The organism is Micromonospora inyonensis, assembly GCF_900091415.1.
Lineage (GTDB): Bacteria > Actinomycetota > Actinomycetes > Mycobacteriales > Micromonosporaceae > Micromonospora > Micromonospora inyonensis.
In genome coordinates this window covers 2,041,911-2,061,205 of record NZ_FMHU01000002.1, presented here as the reverse complement: position 1 = coordinate 2,061,205, position 19,295 = coordinate 2,041,911, and the positions used below count along the sequence as shown (strand labels likewise).

General features: G+C 70.2%; 17 protein-coding genes. 13 read left to right on the top strand and 4 right to left on the bottom strand.

What is annotated here, in order from left to right:
• Window positions 1–17 precede the first annotated feature (17 nt).
• Entirely contained in the window at window positions 18–1,469 is a 1,452-nt protein-coding gene (locus GA0074694_RS23630) for an LVIVD repeat-containing protein (protein WP_091461964.1), read from the bottom strand.
• A gap of 130 nt (window positions 1,470–1,599) precedes the next feature.
• Here GA0074694_RS23630 and GA0074694_RS23625 point away from each other — a divergent pair, with 130 nt between their 5' ends.
• Window positions 1,600–2,298 (top strand): DUF305 domain-containing protein, encoded by a 699-nt coding sequence (locus GA0074694_RS23625; RefSeq protein WP_091461962.1) that lies wholly within the window; start codon window positions 1,600–1,602, stop codon window positions 2,296–2,298.
• A 24-nt stretch (window positions 2,299–2,322) separates the two neighbouring features.
• Here the strand turns inward: GA0074694_RS23625 and GA0074694_RS23620 are convergent, their stop codons facing one another.
• The gene (locus tag GA0074694_RS23620) at window positions 2,323–3,717 is read right to left on the bottom strand and encodes a serine/threonine-protein kinase (protein WP_091461959.1); all 1,395 of its coding nucleotides are present in this window, start codon (window positions 3,715–3,717) and stop codon (window positions 2,323–2,325) included.
• A 516-nt stretch (window positions 3,718–4,233) separates the two neighbouring features.
• On the opposite strand from GA0074694_RS23620, the gene GA0074694_RS23615 reads away from it, so the two are divergent.
• The 7 genes from GA0074694_RS23615 (at window position 4,234) to GA0074694_RS23585 (ending at window position 10,901) form a co-directional block, all read left to right on the top strand.
• The gene (locus GA0074694_RS23615) at window positions 4,234–4,860 is read left to right on the top strand and encodes an RNA polymerase sigma factor (RefSeq protein WP_091461957.1); all 627 of its coding nucleotides are present in this window, start codon (window positions 4,234–4,236) and stop codon (window positions 4,858–4,860) included.
• Window positions 4,861–4,876: 16 nt separating this feature from the next.
• Entirely contained in the window at window positions 4,877–5,635 is a 759-nt protein-coding gene (locus GA0074694_RS23610; RefSeq protein ID WP_176738091.1) for a hypothetical protein, read from the top strand.
• 116 nt (window positions 5,636–5,751) lie between these two features.
• Window positions 5,752–6,987: an ergothioneine biosynthesis glutamate--cysteine ligase EgtA gene (egtA, locus tag GA0074694_RS23605; protein WP_091461953.1), complete on the top strand. Its 1,236-nt coding sequence runs from the start codon at window positions 5,752–5,754 to the stop codon at window positions 6,985–6,987.
• Complete coding sequence (gene egtB, locus GA0074694_RS23600; protein WP_091461949.1) at window positions 6,984–8,336, top strand: ergothioneine biosynthesis protein EgtB; 1,353 nt, start codon at window positions 6,984–6,986, stop codon at window positions 8,334–8,336. The genes egtA and egtB overlap by 4 nt, the downstream gene beginning before the upstream one ends.
• Window positions 8,336–9,082 (top strand): ergothioneine biosynthesis protein EgtC, encoded by a 747-nt coding sequence (gene egtC, locus GA0074694_RS23595; RefSeq protein ID WP_091461946.1) that lies wholly within the window; start codon window positions 8,336–8,338, stop codon window positions 9,080–9,082. Before egtB ends, egtC begins: the two co-directional genes overlap by 1 nt.
• Window positions 9,083–9,121: 39 nt before the next feature.
• A complete protein-coding gene (gene egtD, locus GA0074694_RS23590; RefSeq protein WP_091461943.1) occupies window positions 9,122–10,087 on the top strand; it encodes an L-histidine N(alpha)-methyltransferase in 966 nt (321 codons plus the stop codon).
• A gap of 226 nt (window positions 10,088–10,313) precedes the next feature.
• Window positions 10,314–10,901, top strand: a complete 588-nt coding sequence (locus GA0074694_RS23585) for a TMEM165/GDT1 family protein (protein WP_091461939.1) — start codon at window positions 10,314–10,316, stop codon at window positions 10,899–10,901.
• A gap of 156 nt (window positions 10,902–11,057) precedes the next feature.
• Here GA0074694_RS23585 and GA0074694_RS23580 read toward each other — a convergent pair whose 3' ends face one another.
• Together GA0074694_RS23580 and GA0074694_RS23575 are read right to left on the bottom strand one after the other, a co-directional pair.
• Window positions 11,058–11,948 (bottom strand): IS3 family transposase, encoded by an 891-nt coding sequence (locus GA0074694_RS23580; RefSeq protein WP_091455425.1) that lies wholly within the window; start codon window positions 11,946–11,948, stop codon window positions 11,058–11,060.
• Window positions 11,945–12,241 (bottom strand): transposase, encoded by a 297-nt coding sequence (locus GA0074694_RS23575; protein WP_091458880.1) that lies wholly within the window; start codon window positions 12,239–12,241, stop codon window positions 11,945–11,947. The genes GA0074694_RS23580 and GA0074694_RS23575 overlap by 4 nt, the downstream gene beginning before the upstream one ends.
• Before the next feature lie 568 nt (window positions 12,242–12,809).
• Here GA0074694_RS23575 and GA0074694_RS23570 point away from each other — a divergent pair.
• The 5 genes from GA0074694_RS23570 (at window position 12,810) to GA0074694_RS23550 (ending at window position 19,294) form a co-directional block, all read left to right on the top strand.
• Complete coding sequence (locus GA0074694_RS23570; protein WP_091461935.1) at window positions 12,810–14,432, top strand: AMP-binding protein; 1,623 nt, start codon at window positions 12,810–12,812, stop codon at window positions 14,430–14,432.
• Entirely contained in the window at window positions 14,429–14,851 is a 423-nt protein-coding gene (locus tag GA0074694_RS23565) for an acyl-CoA thioesterase (RefSeq protein WP_091461932.1), read from the top strand. Before GA0074694_RS23570 ends, GA0074694_RS23565 begins: the two co-directional genes overlap by 4 nt.
• Window positions 14,852–14,952: 101 nt before the next feature.
• Window positions 14,953–17,316 (top strand): bifunctional salicylyl-CoA 5-hydroxylase/oxidoreductase, encoded by a 2,364-nt coding sequence (locus GA0074694_RS23560; RefSeq protein ID WP_091461928.1) that lies wholly within the window; start codon window positions 14,953–14,955, stop codon window positions 17,314–17,316.
• Window positions 17,313–18,470: an acyl-CoA dehydrogenase family protein gene (locus GA0074694_RS23555; protein WP_091461925.1), complete on the top strand. Its 1,158-nt coding sequence runs from the start codon at window positions 17,313–17,315 to the stop codon at window positions 18,468–18,470. Before GA0074694_RS23560 ends, GA0074694_RS23555 begins: the two co-directional genes overlap by 4 nt.
• Window positions 18,467–19,294, top strand: coding sequence for an enoyl-CoA hydratase family protein (locus GA0074694_RS23550; protein ID WP_091461923.1), 828 nt, complete (start codon window positions 18,467–18,469; stop codon window positions 19,292–19,294). The genes GA0074694_RS23555 and GA0074694_RS23550 overlap by 4 nt, the downstream gene beginning before the upstream one ends.
• Window position 19,295: the final 1 nt, after the last annotated feature.

Sequence of the window (19,295 nt, the reverse complement as noted above, 5' to 3'; positions counted from 1 at the left end):
CCGAGGACGTGGCCGGACTACCAGCTGCGGTAGCTGGGCTGGGTCTGCGGGTTGAACTCCTGGAACCGGGTCAGCTTCGCCGAGGCGGTACGCGGGTCGTCGATCTCCAGGACGTCCAGGCCCTTGACCGTGTCGTTGGAGTAGATGTACCCGTTGTAGTAGTACGCCGACCAGCTGCCGCCGAAGACGAGCGCGCTGTCCGACAGCGGCCCCCGCTCCCAGTAGCCGATCTCCTTCGGCGTCGTCGAGTCGGTGAAGTCCCAGACCGACACGCCCCCCTGGTACCAGGACTGGACCATGATGTCCCGGCCCTTGACCGGGAGCAGCGCGCCGTTGTGCGCCACGCAGTTCTCGGTGTCGGCGTTGGCCCGCGGGATCTTGAAGTAGCTGCGGAAGGTCATCGTCCGGGCGTCCCCGTCGCCGGAGATGTCGTAGACGGCGTTCGCGCCCCGGTTGGGGCCCACGGTGGCGTTGCAGGTCGCCGCACCGCCGCCACCCAGTTCGTCGACGAACACCACCTTCGTGCCGGTGTTGTTGAACGTGGCCGAGTGCCAGAACGCGAAGTTCTCCGTGTCCCGCACCCGGTTGATCACCCGGGGAGCCTCCCGGTCGGCGATGTCCATCAGGATGCCGTCACCCATGCACGCACCGGCGGCCAGGTCCCTGTCCGGGTAGACGGTGATGTCGTGGCACCCGCTGGTCGCGGACCCGTCCGGACGTCCCTCGTACCCACCGTCCGGGAAGAGGTTCGGGGTGGCGACCACGCTCGCCGCCGTCGGGTCCTGCACCGGCACCCGCACGATGGAGATGGAGTCGTGCGGCCGGGGGCAGCCGACGTACGTGTCGGACGGGCCGTACGAGGAGACGTAGAGGTAGACGGTGCCCCGGGTGCGGGCCGGCACCAGGGTGTGCGTGTGCGAGCCGCAGGCCGTCTGGACGGACTTGACGTAGCGCGGGGCGGTCTTGTCGCTGATGTCGAAGATCTTGATGCCCTCCCACGCGGTCGCGTCCGGGTTGACCCGGGTGCTGGCGCAGGAGTCGTCGCTGCGGGGTGAGTCGGTCGACAGGAACAGCAGGTCGCCGTGGACCGAGATGTCGTTCTGCGAGCCCGGGCAAAGTACCTGGGAGACCAGCTTGGGCCGTTCCGGCCGGGCGATGTCGTGGATCTGGAAGCCGTTGTAGTTGCCGACGAACACGTACTTGCCCTGGAAGGCCAGGTCGCTGTTGACGCTCGTGTTCAGCGGTGTTCCGATCGGCGCGTTCGCGACCAGCCGCATGTTCGGGCTGCTGGCGATCTCGTCGACCCCGGGTATGGCGGTGGGGCTCTCCGCGCCCGCCCGCGCGGGGGCCGGATCGACGGCGGTCTGCGCGGCGCCGGGCGCGGCGGGAGCGAGACCGAGCAGGAGGAGGCCGGTGGCGGCCAGGCCGAGGGTCCGCAGGTGACGTGGGGATGGGAAGGGTCTGCTCATCGTCGGCATCCTTCGACGGAAGGCTATGGTACGAGGGCGCCTTGCAACCTGACGATAGCAGTCGATGTGGCCCAGGTGGCGAAAGTGGACACCACGGTCTCGTGCGCCATGCGGAGGGGGAGGGGTGTCGATGACGGTCCGACATGGACGGTTCCTGGCCGTTGCCATGGTGCTGTTGGTGGTGGGCGCGGCCGCCCTGCTGCTGCGGTTCGCCGCCGAGCCGCCCGAGCCGCCCGAAGAGCCCCTGCCACCCGCCGCCCGCCCCACCGCCACGCCCGTGCCGGACGGCCCACCGGTGGTCGTTCCGGGGCGTCCCGGTGAGTCCGCGGTGACCCGCGCCGGCAGCGACGTGCGCCCGGACGTCTCACCCGGCTACAACGACGCGGACGTCTCGTTCGTCCGGGCGATGATCCCGCACCACAGCCAGGCGTTGGAGATGGCCGATCTCGCCCGGCAGCGGGCCGGCGACCCGGCGGTGCGGGCCCTCGCCGAGCGGATCAGGGCCAGCCAGGGGCCGGAGGTCGGGATGTTGCGGGGCTGGCTCGCCACCCGGGGACTACCTGCGGAGGCGACCGGCCACGGCCACGGCAGCGGCGCCATGCGGGGCATGCAGTCCCCGGAGGCGATGCGGCACCTCGCCGCCGTCCGGGGGGCGGACTTCGACCGGCTCTTCGTCAGCATGATGACCGATCATCACCGGGGTGCCGTCGCGATGGCCACCGACCTGCTCCGGGTCGGTGCGGACCTGACCCTGTCGGAGTTCGCCACCGCGGTCGCGGTCGAGCAGAACGTGGAGATCGACCGGATGCGGACGCTGCTCGACCGCTGACCTGCCTCGCACCCTGCCCGGAGGTCAGGCGGGGCCGTCCGCCCCGCCGTTGCCGCCTCCGGGCGGGGCGGTCGTCGTCTGGCCGGTCGTGGGAGCCGGGTCGGTCGGCTCGGTCGCCGGAGTCGTGGTGGCTGCCACCGGTGGCGTGGTGGTCGGCGCGCCGGTCGGTTCGGTCGACGGGACCGGTTCGCCGGAGTCGCTCGGCCCCGGGCTCGGGGTCACCGTCGCGCCGGCCGAGGGGCGACCGGTCGGCCAGCCGGGGCGGTTCGGGCGGTTCGGTCCCGGCGTGGTCTCCTCGGCCGGCCCCGGCCCCTGGGGATCGCCGCTCGGGACCGTCGCGGACGGGGTGGTCCGCAGGTTGGTGGCCGGCGCCGAACCGTCGTTGGTCAGGCTCATCGCCGTGACCAGGCCGGTGATGGCCACCAGCACCGCCGCGACCGCGCCCACCAGGGGACCGCGCCGCCGGTTGCGTGCACCGGCCGCACCGGTGGACCCCACGGCGGGCAGGTCGGTGCGGGTGTCCGGCCCGGAGAGCCGCAGCGGGCCGCGGACCGGCACCGTGGGCGTGCCGCCGGCCGTGGTGGCCGTCGCGGCGCCCGCCGCCGCCCGCGCGGCGACGGCCATCTCGGCGCCGGAGGCGTACCGCTCGGCCGGCTCCTTGGCCAACGCCCGGAAGACGAGGTCCCGCACGGGCGCGGGGATCTCGGCCGGCAGCGGTGGCGGTTCGTCGTCCAGATGGCGCACGGCCACCTGGAGCGGGTTGTCGCCGGTGAACGGCGGACCGCCGGTGAGGCAGCAGTACGCGACCGCGCCGAGAGCGTAGATGTCGGTGGCGGCCGAGACCGGCCGGCCGGCGGCCTGTTCCGGCGCCATGTAGAGCGCGGTGCCCGGAACGGCGTTGGTGCTGGTGATGCTGGTGACGTTGGTCGAGCGGGCCACGCCGAAGTCGACGAGGACGACCGCGCCGCTCTCCTGGACCATCAGGTTGCTCGGCTTGACGTCCCGGTGCACGATGCCGCCGCTGTGCGCCGCGTGCAGCGCCTCGGCGGCCTGGGCCACCACCGACATGGTCTCGGCGACGCCGAGCGTGCCGTCGGCCTCGATGCGCCTGGACAGCGGTCTGCCCTGGACGAACTCCATCACCAGGTAGTCGGCCGTGCCGCCCTCGGGCAGCTCGTCCTGGCCGCAGTCGTAGACCTGCACGATCCCGGGGTGGCGCAGCGCCGCCATCATCCGGGCCTCGGCGCGGAACCGGGCGATGAAGTCGGGGTCGGAGACCAGCGCGGGCAGCAGGATCTTGACCGCCACCTGCCGCCCCAGCACCACGTCGGACGCGCGCCAGACATCGCCCATGCCGCCGGTGGCGACACGTTCGTCCAAGCGGTACCGACCGCTGAGCACGACTCCGGAAGACAACACCGCAATACCGTACCCACCGGCGCGCGGAGCTATCCGGGCGCGATCCCGGGTAGAGTGAGCGGGGCGCAGTGGTTGCGGCACGCTGAGTGACGAAGGCTCGTGGTGGGCGGTGTCCCGGCGTCCGACGAGCCGCCGGTCGGCCCCGAGTCGCGCCGACGGATGTGCTCGTACGCTGCGGGAACGCCGCCCTGCGGTTGGCGAGCGTCCCGGTGTCGGCAGACGTTACGTCGACACGCCGTAGCGATTCGTTGATTTATGTCACTTGTTTTACTTGTGATGCTGCCTTGTCGCTGGGTGACCTGCCCCCTACCGTTACCGACTCGGGTCGACCCCGACCGGGGCGCGGGATCCGCCGTGACGGGCGGTTCCGCCCCGGTGCGCGCCGTGCCGTCTCGGCCACGGCTGGTGCGAGGCCAGCGGGGGGCTGATGGTGCGGGTGAAGGTCCGGTCCGGCGTCGACGGCACCGACCCCGAACGGTCGGACCCGGATGGACACGTGGCAGGATCGACCCCCCGATGACCGGTGACCTGAACGCGGTGGTGGCCGCCGCGCAGAACGGCGACGAGGAGGCGTTCCGTCTCCTCTACCGCACCCTGCAACCGGGCCTGTTGCGTTACCTCACCGCCCTGGTCGGTGCGGACGCCGAGGACGTCGCCTCGGAGACCTGGCTCCAGGTCGCCCGGGACCTCGCCACCTTCACCGGCGGTGAGTTCCGGGCCTGGGCGGTCACCATCGCCCGCAACAGGGCCATGGACCACCTGCGTCGGCAGCGCCGCCGGCCGTCCGTACCGGTGCCGGTGCAGTCCCTCAGTGAGCTGCCCGGCGACAGCGACACCGCCGAGAACGCCGGGGAGACCCTCGGCACCGAGTCGGCGATCGCGCTGATCGCCACGCTGCCGCCCCGCGAGGCGGAAGCGGTCCTGCTCCGGGCGGTGATCGGGCTGGACGCCGAGTCCGCCGCCCGGGTGCTGGGCAGACGGGCCGGCGCGGTCCGCACCGCCGCCCACCGGGGCCTGCGCCGGCTCGCCGGGCTCCTCGGCGACGCCGACGGCACGTCGTCCCCGGTCACTCCACCCCGCCCACGTCCCGGCCGGGGCCGGCAGCTGCCGGGCCCGCCCCGAACCGAACCGGCGGACGGTTGACGTGAGGGGAGCCTGGATGCGTTTCCGTCGATCCCGCCGTCCGGACGAGCGGACGGCCGAACGGCTGCTCGACACCGTCGCGACCGGTCACGCCGAGCGGTCCGACGATCCCGTCGCCCGGCTGCTGGCCGCCGCCGTCGCGCCGGCCCGCCCCGACGAGCTGGCGGGGGAGGACGCCGCGCTGGCCGCCTTCCGGGCCGCCCGGGCGCAGCGCCCCGCAACCGGGCCGGCCCGTCCGCGCCGCACCGCCCGCGCCGCGGTCTGGCTGGCCGGGTTCGCGGTCGCGGCGACCGCCGGGGTGGCGGTGGCCGCCGTCGGCCTGGACCGGTCCGACCCACCCCCGGCCCCACCCGCGCCGACCACGGGCGTCCCGGTACCGCCGGAAAGCGCGCCCGTGCCCACTCCGACCACCGGCAGCGGTGCGTCGACCACCGGGTCCCCACCTGGCTCGGGGCATCCACGCTCCATCGGACCGCATCCCCCCGGCCCTGCGGCGCAGCGGGGCCTCTGCACCGCGTACCTGGCCAAACCCGCCGACCAGCGGGCCACGTCACTGGAGAATCCCACCTTCCGTCCGCTCGTCGAGGCGGCCGGCGGTCCCGGGCGGGTCGACGCGTACTGCCGGGGCCTGGTGACCGCCTCCCCGGGCGAGCACCCCGCCTCCCCGGGCGACCGCCCCTCGTCCCCGGGCGGCCACCCGTCCTCCCCGGGCGGGCGGCCGACAGCCCACCAGCGGACCAGTCCACCGGCCGACCGACCGTCGCCGCCCCGCTGACCTCGTACGACGAGCGACGACTGTCGTTCGTCTGCTAGACATGACGCGGAAGGGCCGCCGCCCCGGTTCGCGCCGGTGGGCCCGGTGTCGACGAACGGCTCGGGGAAGGACCACAGATGGTGATGTCGCCGGAGCTGGACCGCTCGGCGATCCTGCGGGAGGCCGGTGCCGCCGCCGGCCACATCGCCCGGATCTGCTTCAAGACCGGTCCCCCGATCCTCACCGGTGTCGAGCTGGAATGGACCGTGCACGACGCCGCGGACCCGGCCCGTCCCGTCGACCGGGACCGGCTGCGCGCGGCACTGGGGCGGCACAGCCCCACCACCCTGGACAGCACGAGCCCGGCCGAGCGGCTCCACCACGGCAGTACGGTCACCGTGGAGCCCGGCGGGCAGGTGGAACTCTCCACCCCGCCGCGACCCTCGCTCGCGGCCCTGCTCACCGGCACCGACGCGGACGTCGGTGAGCTGACCCGGCTGTTGGACACCGCTGGCCTGTCCCTGGGCCGCAGCGGCATCGATCCCCATCGGGTCCCCCAGCCCGTCGTGGACACCCCCCGTTACCACGCCATGCGCCGTGCCTTCGACCGGCGCGGACCGGCCGGGCGGACCATGATGTTCAGCACCGCCGGGCTCCAGGTCTGCCTGGACGCGGGGGAGGAAGCCGATCTGACGGCCCGGTGGACGGCGGCCCATGCCGTCGGCCCGCCGCTGCTGGCGGCCTTCGCCACCGCCGACCGGCACGCCGGCCGGCTCACCGGCTGGGCATCGGCGCGGATGGCCGCGTGGCTCACCATCGACCCGACCCGCACCCGGCCGGTGTGGCAGCCCGCCGACGGGAACCGGGACCCGGTCGCGGCCTGGACCGGGTACGCGCTCGCCGCTCCGCTGCTCTGCGTCCGCGCCGACGGCCCGGACTGGACCGTGCCGCCGGGGATCACCTTCGCCGACTGGATCGACGGGGCACTACCGCGACCGCCCACCACCGACGACCTCGACTACCACCTGAGCACCCTCTTCCCACCGGTCCGGCCCCGGGGCTACCTCGAGGTCCGCTACCTGGACGCCCAGCCGGGCCGGGACTGGATGGTGCCCGTCGCGGTGGTGGCGGCCCTGTTCGGCGACCCGGCGACGACCGCTGCGGCGGCGGCGTGCGGCGCTCCGGTGGCGGACCGCTGGTACCAGGCGGCCCGCTACGGGCTTGCCGATCCACCGGTCGCGCGGGCCGCGGTGGAGCTGCTCGACCTGGCGTTGGCGGCCCTGTCCCGCTTCGACCTGCCGGCGGGTACGTCCGAGGAGATCGTTCGAGGTGTACGACGGCGTCGGGCCGTCGCGGAGAGGAACGTACGGTGACATCGACCCAGTGGGACGAGGAGACCCTCCGCGACCGGATCGCGGCCGAGTTGGCCCGCACCCGGGTCCGGACCGCCGGGCTGACCGACGCGGTCGACGACGACGACCTGACCCGCCAGCACTCTCCGCTGATGTCCCCGCTGGTCTGGGACCTGGCGCACGTCGGCAACCAGGAAGAGCTCTGGCTGGTCCGCGACGTCGGCGGCCGGGAACCGGTTCGGCGGGACATCGACGACCTCTACGACGCGTTCAAGCAGCCCCGCCGGGACCGACCGGCCCTGCCGCTGCTGCCGCCCCGGGAGGCCCGCGCCTATGTGGCGACCGTCCGGAAGAAGGTGCACGACCTGCTGGAGCGGGTGCGCTTCACCGACCGGCCGCTGGTCGCCGACGGTTTCGCCTTCGGCATGATCGTCCAGCACGAGCAGCAGCACGACGAGACGATGCTCGCCACCCACCAGCTGCGTTCCGGCCCGCCGGTGCTCGCCGCGCCCTCACCGCCCGAACCGACCGCCCGGGTCGGCGGGGAGGTGCTGGTGCCGGCGGGACCGTTCACCATGGGCACCTCCACCGACCCGTGGTCGCTGGACAACGAGCGCCCCGCCCACACCGTCGACCTGCCCGCGTACCTCATCGACGCCGCACCGGTCACCAACGGGCGGTACCGGGAGTTCATCGCCGACGGCGGGTACGACGAGCCCCGGTGGTGGACTCCGGCCGGCTGGGCGCACCGGCGGGCCGAGGGGCTGACCGCACCGATGCACTGGCGGCGCGACGGCGACGGCTGGGCGTACCGCCGGTTCGGCCGGTGGGCCCCGGTCCGGGACGACGAGCCGGTGGTGCACGTCTGCTTCCACGAGGCGGAGGCGTTCGCCGCCTGGGCCGGCAAGCGGCTGCCCACCGAGGCGGAGTGGGAGAAGGCCGCCCGCTGGGACCCGGCCACCGGCCGCTCGCGCCGCTACCCCTGGGGTGACGAGGAGCCGACCGCCGCCCACGCCAACCTCGACCAGCGTCACCTCTGGCCGGCACCGGTCGGCGCCTACCCGGCCGGGGCGTCCCCGCTCGGCGTGCACCAGCTGATCGGGGACGTGTGGGAGTGGACGTCGACCACCTTCCGGGGGCACCCGGGCTTCACCGCCTTCCCCTACCGGGAGTACTCCGAGGTCTTCTTCGGCGACGACCACCGGGTGCTGCGCGGCGGCTCCTTCGGCACCGACCGGGCCGCCTGCCGGGGCACCTTCCGCAACTGGGACTATCCGATCCGCCGGCAGATCTTCAGCGGCTTCCGCTGTGCGCGGGACGCCGGGCCGGCTGCGGCGGCCCGACGCGCCGTCCCGACCGGCGACGCCTGATGTGTCGGCACCTGGCCTACCTGGGGCCGCCGGTGCCGCTGCGGGCGCTGCTGTTCGATCCGCCGCACTCGCTGGTCCGGCAGTCCTGGGCCCCTGCGGACATGCGTGGCGGCGGCACGGTCAACGCCGACGGTTTCGGCGTCGGCTGGTACCCGGACGACGGTGAGCCGGTCCGCTACCGCAGCGCCCAACCGATCTGGAGCGACCCGGCGCTGCCCGGCCTGGCCACCACCACGGTCGTCGGCGCGGCGCTGGCCGCCGTCCGCTCCGCCACGGTGGGCATGCCGGTGCACGCCGGGGCCGTCGCCCCGTTCGGGGAGGGTCGGTGGCTGTTCAGCCACAACGGCGTGGTGCGCGGCTGGCCGGACACGGTGGCCGGCCTCGCCGCCGCCCTGCCGGTCCGCGACCTGCTCACCCTGGACGCGCCCTCCGACGCGGCGCTGCTCTGGGCCCTGGTCCGGGACCGGCTGCGTAGCGGCGCGGACCCGGCCGACGCGGTCGCCGACACCGTCCGGGCGGTCACCGTGGCAGCTCCCGGGTCCCGGCTGAACCTGCTGCTCACCGACGGCCGTGATGCGGTGGCGACCGCCGCCGGGCACGCGCTGTCGGTCCGCGTGGACGGCGACGCGGTGCTGCTCGCCTCCGAACCTCTCGACGACCACCCGGCCTGGCGGCCGGTTCCCGACGGTCACCTGGTGGTGGCCGACCCGGCCGGGCTGCGCACGACCCCGCTCGCCAGCGGGTAGCGCCGGCCGACGCGACGTTCACCAACGAAAGGGAAGTTCATGAGCGCCGAACCACTGGAGATCCACCTGGAGGAGCGGGACCTCGACCGAAGCCTGCGCGAGGACGTCCGGGTCGGCCTGACCGCCGGGGAGAAATGGTTGCCCCCGAAGTGGTTCTACGATGCCCGGGGCAGCGAGCTGTTCGAGGAGATCACCCGGCTGCCGGAGTACTACCCGACCCGGGCGGAACGGGCGGTGATCCAGCGGCACGCGTCCCGGATCGCCGAGGTGACCGGGGCGAAGACCCTGATCGAGCTGGGCTCCGGCTCGTCGGAGAAGACCCGGCTGCTGATCGACGCGCTGAGCGGCCGGGGCACCCTGGGCACCTTCGTCCCGCTGGACGTGTCGGTGAGCGCGCTGCGCCAGTCCACCGCCGCTCTCGCCGCCGACTATCCCCGCCTGCGGGTCCGCGGCATCGTCGGGGACTTCACCCGCCACCTGGACCGGCTACCCGCCGGCGGCCGTCGGCTGGTGGCCTTCCTCGGCGGCACGATCGGCAACCTGATGCCGGACGAGCGGGCCGCCTTCCTGACCGCGATGCGCGCTGCCCTGGAGACCGGGGACTGGCTGCTGCTCGGCACCGACCTGGTCAAGGACCCGGGGATCATCCTGCCCGCCTACGACGACGCAGCCGGAGTGACCGCCGAGTTCAACCGCAACGTGCTACGGGTGGTCAACCGCGAACTGGGTGCCGATTTCGTCCCCGAGGAGTTCCGGCACGTGGCCCTCTGGGACGCCGAACGGGAGTGGATCGAGATGCGCCTGCGGGCGCAACGGTCGATGCGGGTCCGGGTGCTCGATCTCACCGTCGACTTCGCCGAGGGGGAGGAGCTGCGGACCGAGGTGTCGGCGAAGTTCCGCCCGGAAGGTGTCGCCACCGAGTTGGCCGCCGCCGGTCTCACCGTCGAGGAGCTGTGGACCGACCCGGACGGCCTGTTCGGGCTGACCCTTGCCCGGGCGATCTGAGTTTCCGCTGCCCGGGGCCGCCCCCGCCGGTGGTGGCGGCCCCGGGTCGGGTACGCTGGGTGCCGCGAAGGGGAGTAGCCCGCAATGTCGTGGTCGACACACTGATGCGTTCCGCATCCGGCCACGCGGCCCCGTACCGGGGCGGGCGAGACCTTCGACCAGGCTGTCAACAGCCGGGTCGAGGGCGCCCCTGTTCCTCCTCCCGGCCTGATCCGGAAGGACGCCCATGGAGGGCTTTCTCGTCGCGCTGGCGGTCAGTTTCGGCGTGATCTTCGTTGCCGAGCTGGGGGACAAGTCCCAGCTCATGGCGCTGACGTTCGCCACGCGGTTCAGGACGGTCCCGGTGCTGATCGGGATCACCGTCGCCACCGCCGTGGTCCACCTCGTGTCGGTCGCCATCGGCTACGGCCTCGGCGCGACCCTGCCCACCGGGTGGATCTCGCTCGTCGCCGGCCTCGCCTTCCTCGGCTTCGGCGCCTGGACGCTGCGCGGGGACACTCTCACCGAGGAGGAGAAGCGCAAGGCCGAACGGAGCACCAAGTCGGCGGTGTTCGCCGTCGGCGTGGCGTTCTTCCTCGCCGAACTGGGCGACAAGACGATGCTCGCCACCATCACCCTGGCCACCCAGTACGGCTGGTTCGGCACCTGGATCGGCTCGACGATCGGCATGGTGGCCGCCGACGCACTGGCCATCCTGGTCGGCCGGATGCTCGGCCGCAGGCTGCCGGAGAGGACCATCAAGTACGGCGCGGCGGTCCTCTTCGCGATCTGCGGTCTGTGGCTGATCCTCGACGCGGTCGACCAGCTCACCTGACGGCGCGGGGAGCGCCTCGGTCACACCGAAGCAGTCAGCCGTGTTGCTGTCGACAGCAACGATGACAGCAACACGGCTGGACAGTGAGAGCCGAAGCCAGCTGGCGACGGATCAACACCCGACGTCTGTCAATCCCCTGGAAGCGTGGAGGGCTGTTTAAGCTGCCTGAGCCAGGCGGGCTTGGGCGATGAAGCGTTCGTAGTCGATGGGTGACATGCCATCGCAGGCGCTGTGGCGTCGGCGGGTGTTGTAGAAATCGACGATCCAGGTGGCGATCTTGAGTCGGGCTTCGGCGCGGGTGCGGAACCGCTGCCGGTGGATGTACTCGACCTTGATGGTGGAGTTGAACGCCTCCGCGGCGGCGTTGTCCAGGGCGCAGCCGACCCGGCCCATCGATTGCAGGACACCCAGCCGGCGGCAGGCGGTGGCGTATTCGGCGGCGGTGTACTCGCTGCCGCGGTCGCTGTGGAAGATCACTCCGTCCACGGTGCCGCCGCGGGTCGCGGCGGCCATGCTCAGGGTGGCCTGGGTCAGGTCGGCGTCGTGCCGGTCGCCCATGGCGTAGCCGAGCAGCCGGCGGGAGTGCAGATCGATCACCGTGGCCAGGTACAGCTTGCCCTCGTCGGTAACGATCTCGGTGATGTCGCCGCACCACAACACGTCCGGTGCGACGGCGGTGAACTGCCGCCGGACCCGGTCCGGTGCCACCGGCCGTTTGCCCTGCTTGGTGAGGGCGCGTCGGCGGCGCGGGGTGCGTCCGGCCAGACCCAGCCGCGCCATGCGGGCCGCGACGGTGTTGACCGACACCTGCCACCCGTCGGCGTGCAGGTCCTGGGTCACCCGCGGGGAGCCGTAGGTGCCGCCGGAGGCGTCGAACGCTGCCCGGATCGCCTCGTCGAGGGCATCGCGGCGGGCCTGCCGTGCGGTGGGTCGCCGGTCACGCCACTTGTAGAACCACGACTGCGACAGCCCCAGCGCCCGGCAGGTCACCGCGTGCGGCACGGCATGCTCGGTCCTCTGGGCGGCGACGAAGCGGGCCACGGTCACTTCGTCGCCTCCTTGACCCACAGGACCACGGATCGCTTGAGGACATCACGCTCCATCGCCAGCTCAGCGTTTTCCTTACGCAGCCTGGCCAGCTCGGCGCGTTCGTCCTCACCGAGACCACCCGCGGCGGCCTCGCCCCGAGCCCGACGCTCCTGCGCCACCCAGTTCGCCAAAGTGCCGTTGTTGATACCCAGATCCCGAGCGACCTGCGCGATCGGCTTACCCGTCTCCCGCACGATCCGCACGGCGCCCTCACGGAACTCCCGGTCGAACCGTCTCCTCGTTTCAGCCATGACCATCTATCCCCTTAGGTCTGGCCTCCACACTATCGGGGGAACCTCAAGGGGACCTGTCGGCCGGCACGTTGCTGCCCGGGGTGCGGGCAGCGGACGGTCTGGGTGAAGCAGTGGGCCGCGACCCGGCCGGGGAAACTGCCGCCACGGTCAACCTGGCCCGAGTCAGCCCGCAACCGCAAGCGCATCTCGGCGATCACGGTACATTACGCAGGATCTGACGGAGAGTCGTGGAGGATTATCCATATTGGACTCGGGATGTGGCGTTGCACGAAGCTGCCTCCCAGCTGCGCACCGGCAACGCGCCCCGCAACATGGCCTTGAACATTCTCCGCCTCGCCGGCCGCACCAACATGGCCTACGCCCGCCGCGACATGCAAGACCGCGCCAACACCTTCGCCGCCTACGGCATCCAGCAAACCATGATCAAACCGGACATAGCACAACAGCGCCGGGGCCGGGGCCGGGGTCGCCGCGCTCTTTCGGTCTCTGAATTTCTATTGCGTTCTCTTGACGCTCGTGACCAACAAGTCATATGTTTAGTGGGCAGGACCAATTGGAGGTTGAGATGCCGCTGTCGCGCTCCGCCCACGTCGACGACTTCTGTCGCCGGAACCTGCCGCCTGAGAGCCAGTGGCCAGACTTCCTCCTGCACGCGCCCGAGCTGAACTATCCGGTACGCCTGAACTGTGCCGTCGAGCTCGTTGACGCGGTCGCGTCCCGATTGGGCGACGACCGCCGCTGCCTCCTCACGCCGGGCGGTGAGACCTGGACCTATGGCCAACTGCGGGACACGTCGAACAAGATCGCGAAGGTCCTGACCGCCACCTACGGGATCGCTCCGGGCAACCGGGTTCTGCTCCGCGGCCCGAACAGCCCGTGGCTCGTCGCATGCTGGCTCGGTGTCATCAAGGCAGGCGGCGTCGTGGTCACCACCATGACGATGCTGCGCGCGGGCGAACTGGCGACCATCGCGGAGATCAGCGAGGCCAACTTCGCGCTCTGCGACTACCGGTTCGTCGACGAACTCCAGATGCCCGCAGGCCCCAAGCTCCGTGAGCTTGTCGAGTACGGCGGCGACGGCGGTCTGACCGAGGCGATCAAGAACGTCACCCCCGAGTTCGAGGCGGTGCAGACCGCAGCGGACGACGTAGCGCTGCTGGCATTCACCTCAGGTACCACCGGCCGGCCCAAGTCGACGATGCATTTCCACCGCGATGTCCTCGCGATCGCGGACACGTTCTCAGCCCAGGTCGTCAAGCCGACCGAGAACGACGTCTTCGTCGGTACCCCGCCGCTGGCCTTCACCTTCGGACTGGGCGGCCTCGTCATCTTCCCGCTCCGAGCCGGAGCCGCGAGTCTGCTGCTCGAGCGGGCGACACCGGAAGAGCTGGCCGACCACATTGCCAACCACAAGGTCTCGATCTGCTTCACCGCACCGACCGCATACAAGGCCATGATAGCGCGCGGAAAGGTCGGACAGCTCGCCTCGCTCCGCCGGGCGGTCTCTGCGGGCGAGCATCTCCCGGAGTCCACTTGGCGGCAGATCGAACGAGCGACCGGGATCAAGCTCATCAACGGAATCGGCTCGACTGAGATGCTCCACATCTTCGTCTCCGCGGCCGACGAGAACATCCGCCCGGGCGCTACGGGGCTCCCGGTCCCCGGATACGTCGTCGACGTGCTCGACGACGAGGGAAACCCGGCACCGGACGGGGTGCCCGGCCGGCTGGCGGTCAAGGGACCGACCGGTTGCCGATACCTCGCGGATGACAGGCAGACCACGTACGTGCAGAACGGCTGGAACATCACGGGTGACACGTTCATCCGGGATGCGGACGGATACTTCTGGTACCAGGGCCGCAACGACGACATGATCGTTTCCTCGGGCTACAACATCGCCGGCGCCGAGGTGGAAGAAGCGCTCGTGGCTCACCCTGACGTGGTCGAGTGCGGTGTGATCGGCACGCCTGACGACGATCGCGGCCAGGTGGTCACCGCAGTCGTCGTCCTGCGTCCGGGCGCGGAACCGTCCGATGCGATGACGAAGGAGCTCCAGGACTTCGTCAAGGAGACGATCGCACCCTACAAGTACCCCCGGCGAATCGCGTTCGCGCCCGAATTGCCGAAGACCACCACCGGCAAGCTCCAGCGCTTCAAGTTGAGGGACTTCTACCAGGACTTCGCATGACCGGCAGCGGAGGCGATCCCGTGCTCAGCGCGCAGATCGAGCGGCGTGTGGAGTGGCCGGACACCGATGCTGCCGGCCACTACCACCACTCCACGATCCTTCGATGGATCGAAGCGGCTGAGGCGGAGCTCTACGAGCAGGTGGGTCTCACCAACATGTTCGGAGTCATACCTCGGGTCCATCTCGAGGTGAACCATCGTGCACGCCTGTGGTTCCGCGACAGGGTCGATGTCCGTATCGAAATCGCGGAGCTCGGAAGAACATCCATCACGCTTCGATTCGACGTTCGCCGTGCGGGCGAACTCGCCGCTGACGGGTCGATGACCGCGGTCCACATCGACCCGGCGGCAGGGAAGGCCATCCCGTGGCCCGACGCCGTGAGAACGGCTCTCATGCCGTCCGTCGAACCCGGTACGTAGGACTGCACTCCATGCATGACGTTCGTCAAGAATCAATGTACGCAGTCACCCAACATACTTCGCATCTGTCCACCACACGCCTCATGCAGGAGGAACCCACCATGCGGATCGCTGTGATCGGCGGCGGGCCGGGCGGCCTGTACTTCGCAGCTCTTGCGAAGCAGCTCGACCCTGGGCACGAGATCACCGTCTGGGAGCGGAACGCGGCCGATGACACGTTCGGGTTCGGTGTGGTCTTCTCCGACGAGACCCTCGGCGGCATCGAGCACGCTGACCCGCAGATCTACCAGCAGATGGAGCGCGAGTTCGCCCGCTGGGACGACATCGACGTCCACTTCAAGGGCGAGGTGCACACCAGCGGCGGCCACGGCTTCGCTGCCCTCAGCCGCAAGCGCCTTCTTCAGATCCTCCAGGCCCGCTGCTACGAGCTCGGTGTCGAGGTCTTTTTTCAGCAGGACGCGCCCGACGTCGAGCAGCTCGCGGCGGAGTACGACCTTGTCGTCGCCTCGGACGGACTGAACTCGGTGGTCCGTCGGCGGTACGCGGACTCGTTCAAGCCAACCCTCGAGCAGAGGGCCTGCAAGTACATGTGGCTCGGCACCGACAAGGTCTTCGAGGCTTTCAAGTTCTACATCAAGGAAACCCCGCACGGCGTGATGCAGGTGCACGGGTACCCGTTCGATGCCAGGGGCAGCACCTTCATCGTCGAGATGAACGAGGATGTCTGGCGTGCCGCCGGTTTCGACGAGTTCGCGAAGACCGAGTTCCGGCCCGGCGAGTCCGACGAACGATCGATTGCGAAGATCCGCGAGATCTTCGCCGACGTCCTCGACGGACACGAAGTGATGGCCAACAACTCGAAGTGGCTCAACTTCAGCACGGTCAGGAACGAGAACTGGCGACACGACAACGTCGTCATCCTCGGCGACGCTGCCCACACCGCCCACTTCTCGATCGGTTCCGGGACGAAGCTCGCCATGGAGGACGCTCTCGCCCTCGCCGCGTGCCTTTACGAGCACAACTCGGTCGACGCGGCACTTGAGGAGTACCAGACCGAACGTAAGGCCGTGGTCCTGTCGACCCAGCGCGCCGCGCAGGCGAGTCTCGAATGGTTCGAGAACCTGGGCCAGTACGTCGACCAGGACCCTCTCCAGTTCGCGTTCAACATCATGACGCGCAGCCGGCGCGTCACCTACGACAACCTCAAACTGCGCGACCCCGAGTTCGTCGAGCGGATCAACACGTGGTTCGCGAAACAGCAGGGCGCCGGAGCGGATCTCACGGCGCCGCCGATGTTCCAGCCTTACCGCATCGGCGAATTGGACCTGGTCAACCGCATCGTCGTCTCTCCGATGGACATGTACAGCGCCATCGACGGCGTGCCGAACATGTTCCACTACGTGCACCTTGGCGGGAAAGCCCTCGGCGGCGCCGGTCTCGTCATGACCGAGATGGTGTGCGTATCCCCGGAAGGTCGCATCACGCCAGGCTGCATGGGCCTGTGGAACGACGACCAGAAAGATGCCTTCGCGAAGCTCACCGACTTCGTACATCAATGGAGCAAGGCCAAGATCGGGATCCAGGTCGGCCACTCCGGTCGGAAGGGTTCGACCAGGAAGATGTGGGAAGGGATCGACCTCCCGCTCGACTCCGACAACTGGGAAGTCGTCGGTCCATCGCCACTCCCGTACAAGCCAGGGGTCAACCAGGTCCCGCGCGAGCTCACCGCCGAGGACTTGAATGCCATCAAGGCGGACTTCGTCGAAGCGACCCGACGTGCCGACGCCGCCGGCTTCGACCTCGTCGAACTCCACTGCGCACATGGCTACCTGCTCTCCTCCTTCATCTCGCCGCTGACGAACCAGCGAACCGACGAGTACGGAGGCAACCTCGAGAACCGGCTGAGGTTCCCCCTCGAGGTGTTCACCGAGATGCGGGCCGTGCTCGCGAGCCACAAGCCGCTCACGGTCCGAATCTCGGCGACCGACTGGTGCGACGGAGGCATCACCGGCGACGACGCCGTCGACATCGCCAAGGCGTTCAAGGCAGCAGGCGCAGCCGCCATCGACGTCTCGACAGGTCAGGTGACGTCGGCAGAGAAGCCCGCGTACGGACGCTCGTACCAGACGCCCTTCGCCGACAAGATCCGCAACAACGTCGACATACCGACGGTGGCCGTGGGTGCGATCTCGTCCTACGACGACGTCAACTCGATCCTGCTCGCGGGTCGGGCAGACCTCTGCGCCCTCGCTCGCGTCCACCTCTACGACCCCAACTGGACGCTGCACGCGGCCGCAGACCAGGGGTATGTCGGCGATGGAGCCACCTGGCCCGACCCGTGGAAGGGCGGTAGCTGGAAGCCGCAGACCGGGCGGATCGACGGGCCCAAGCCACGCCTGGAACTCATCCGTCACGGCGAGGCGACGACTCGCCACGCGCGCTGGACTCCGGAGGTCGAAGCGTGACGAGCGGGCTGAGCACCGACGAGCAGCAGTTCGTCGCCGATGTGCGCAGAGTGACCGAGCAACAGCTCCTGGAATTTGCCCACACCGGGGTCGAAGGTCGGGTCAATCGCCCGCTCCTCGAGGAGATGGGCCGGACCGGTCTGCTGCGGAGCCTGTTCGGCGGGTCACCGGACGAAGCGCCGAGCGACGCGGCAGCCCTGCAGCTGTGCCTACTCCGCGAAACCATCGCCGGGATCTCCGCCGAGGCCGAGACCGCCCTTGCCCTCCAGGGACTCGGCAGCTACCCGATCCTGCAGTCCGGGTCGCCCGAGACGATCGAACGCTGGATGCCTGGAGTAGTGGCCGGAACGACGATCGCGGCCTTCGCCCTGACCGAGCCGAACGCCGGATCGGACGCCGCCGCCCTGGAGCTACGTGCCACCGAAGACGGTGACGGCTGGCGGCTGACGGGTGAGAAGATCTGGATCTCGAACGCCCCCGAGGCAGATGTCTACACCGTGTTCGCGCGCACGACAGAGGATGCCGGCGCTCGTGGAGTGACCGCCTTCGCGGTCGCCGGGAACAGCAACGGACTCAGCGGCGACCACCTCGACCTGATCTCGCCCCACCCCATCGGGCGTCTGACGTTCGATGGCGTGCGGGTAAAACGCACCGATGTCCTCGGCGAGGTCGACGCCGGCTTCAAGGTCGCGATGCGAACTCTCGACCTGTTCCGCCCCAGCGTCGGTGCCTTCGCGGTCGGCATGGCGCAGGCCGCGCTCGACATGGCACTCGACCACGTCTCCAAGCGCAAGGCATACGGAGGCGTGCTTGCTGACCAGCAGGCCATCGCCCACACCTTGGCCGACCTGGCGACCCGCGTGCAGGCGTCGAGGCTCCTGGTCCACTCCGCTGCTCGGATCTACGACGCTGGTGCGACCCGTGCCGAGATCACGAAGTCCGCTGCCATGGCCAAGCTGTTCGCCACTGAGACAGCTCAGGCAGTCGTCGACCAGAGTATCCAGTTCCATGGTGCCATGGCTCTGGAGCGTGGACATCGGCTCGAACATCTCTACCGCGACGTACGCGCACCTCGCATCTACGAAGGCGCCTCAGAGGTCCAGCGCTCGATCATCGCCAGGGAACTCTTTAAGGAAAGGGTGAATGCCACGTGAACCGGTTCCGCGCGTCTGCCGCGCTGACCAAGCAGTGGGACCACTTCGACTTCGCTGTCGAGGGCCCGGTCGCGACGGTCACCCTCAACCGCCCCGAAAAGCTCAACCCCCTGACCTTCGAGTCGTACGCGGACCTGCGCGATCTGCTCGCCGAGCTCCCTCACCACGAGGGCGTCCGGGTCCTCGTGATCCAAGGCGAAGGTAAGGGATTCTGCGGTGGCGGGGACGTCAACGAGATCATCGGCGAACTGATCAAAATGAAGCCGGCTGAGCTCATGAAGTTCACGAAGATGACCGGCGATGTCATCCGTGCCATGCGCGAGTGTCCGATCCCGATCATCACGAAGATCCAGGGCATCGCTGCCGGTGCAGGCTCGGTCCTCGCGCTCGCGTCTGACTTCCGCGTCGTCGGTCGCAAAGGTCGCTTCGCGTTCCTCTTCACCAAGGTCGGCCTCTCTGGCGGCGACATGGGTGCCGCCTACCTACTGCCCCGGGTCGTTGGACTCGGCCGCGCCACCTCTCTGCTCATGCTCGGTGACACGATCGACGCGGAGACGGCTGACCGCTACGGCCTCGTTTCCCAGCTCGTCGACGACGCCGACCTGGACGAGGCCGTAGCGGCCCTGGCCGACCGCCTTGCGTCGGGACCGGCACTCGCGCTCTCGCAAACGAAGTCCCTGCTCACCCGAGAGCTCGACATGTCCATGTCGGCCTCGATGGAACTCGACGCCATGACCCAGGCACTCCTGATGACCACCGAGGACCACGCGGAGTTCCACGCCGCGTTCAACGCCGGCCGCACACCGGAATGGAAGGGCCAGTAGG

Excerpts from the sequence above, each read along its gene's own strand:
- GA0074694_RS23630 (WP_091461964.1), bottom strand. The coding sequence starts at position 1,469 with ATGAGCAGACCCTTCCCATCCCCACGTCACCTGCGGACCCTCGGCCTG.
- GA0074694_RS23625 (WP_091461962.1), top strand. The coding sequence starts at position 1,600 with ATGACGGTCCGACATGGACGGTTCCTGGCCGTTGCCATGGTGCTGTTG.
- GA0074694_RS23615 (WP_091461957.1), top strand. The coding sequence starts at position 4,234 with ATGACCGGTGACCTGAACGCGGTGGTGGCCGCCGCGCAGAACGGCGAC.
- GA0074694_RS23610 (WP_176738091.1), top strand. The coding sequence starts at position 4,877 with ATGCGTTTCCGTCGATCCCGCCGTCCGGACGAGCGGACGGCCGAACGG.
- egtA (WP_091461953.1), top strand. The coding sequence starts at position 5,752 with ATGGTGATGTCGCCGGAGCTGGACCGCTCGGCGATCCTGCGGGAGGCC.
- egtC (WP_091461946.1), top strand. The coding sequence starts at position 8,336 with ATGTGTCGGCACCTGGCCTACCTGGGGCCGCCGGTGCCGCTGCGGGCG.
- egtD (WP_091461943.1), top strand. The coding sequence starts at position 9,122 with ATGAGCGCCGAACCACTGGAGATCCACCTGGAGGAGCGGGACCTCGAC.
- GA0074694_RS23585 (WP_091461939.1), top strand. The coding sequence starts at position 10,314 with ATGGAGGGCTTTCTCGTCGCGCTGGCGGTCAGTTTCGGCGTGATCTTC.
- GA0074694_RS23575 (WP_091458880.1), bottom strand. The coding sequence starts at position 12,241 with ATGGCTGAAACGAGGAGACGGTTCGACCGGGAGTTCCGTGAGGGCGCC.
- GA0074694_RS23570 (WP_091461935.1), top strand. The coding sequence starts at position 12,810 with ATGCCGCTGTCGCGCTCCGCCCACGTCGACGACTTCTGTCGCCGGAAC.
- GA0074694_RS23565 (WP_091461932.1), top strand. The coding sequence starts at position 14,429 with ATGACCGGCAGCGGAGGCGATCCCGTGCTCAGCGCGCAGATCGAGCGG.
- GA0074694_RS23560 (WP_091461928.1), top strand. The coding sequence starts at position 14,953 with ATGCGGATCGCTGTGATCGGCGGCGGGCCGGGCGGCCTGTACTTCGCA.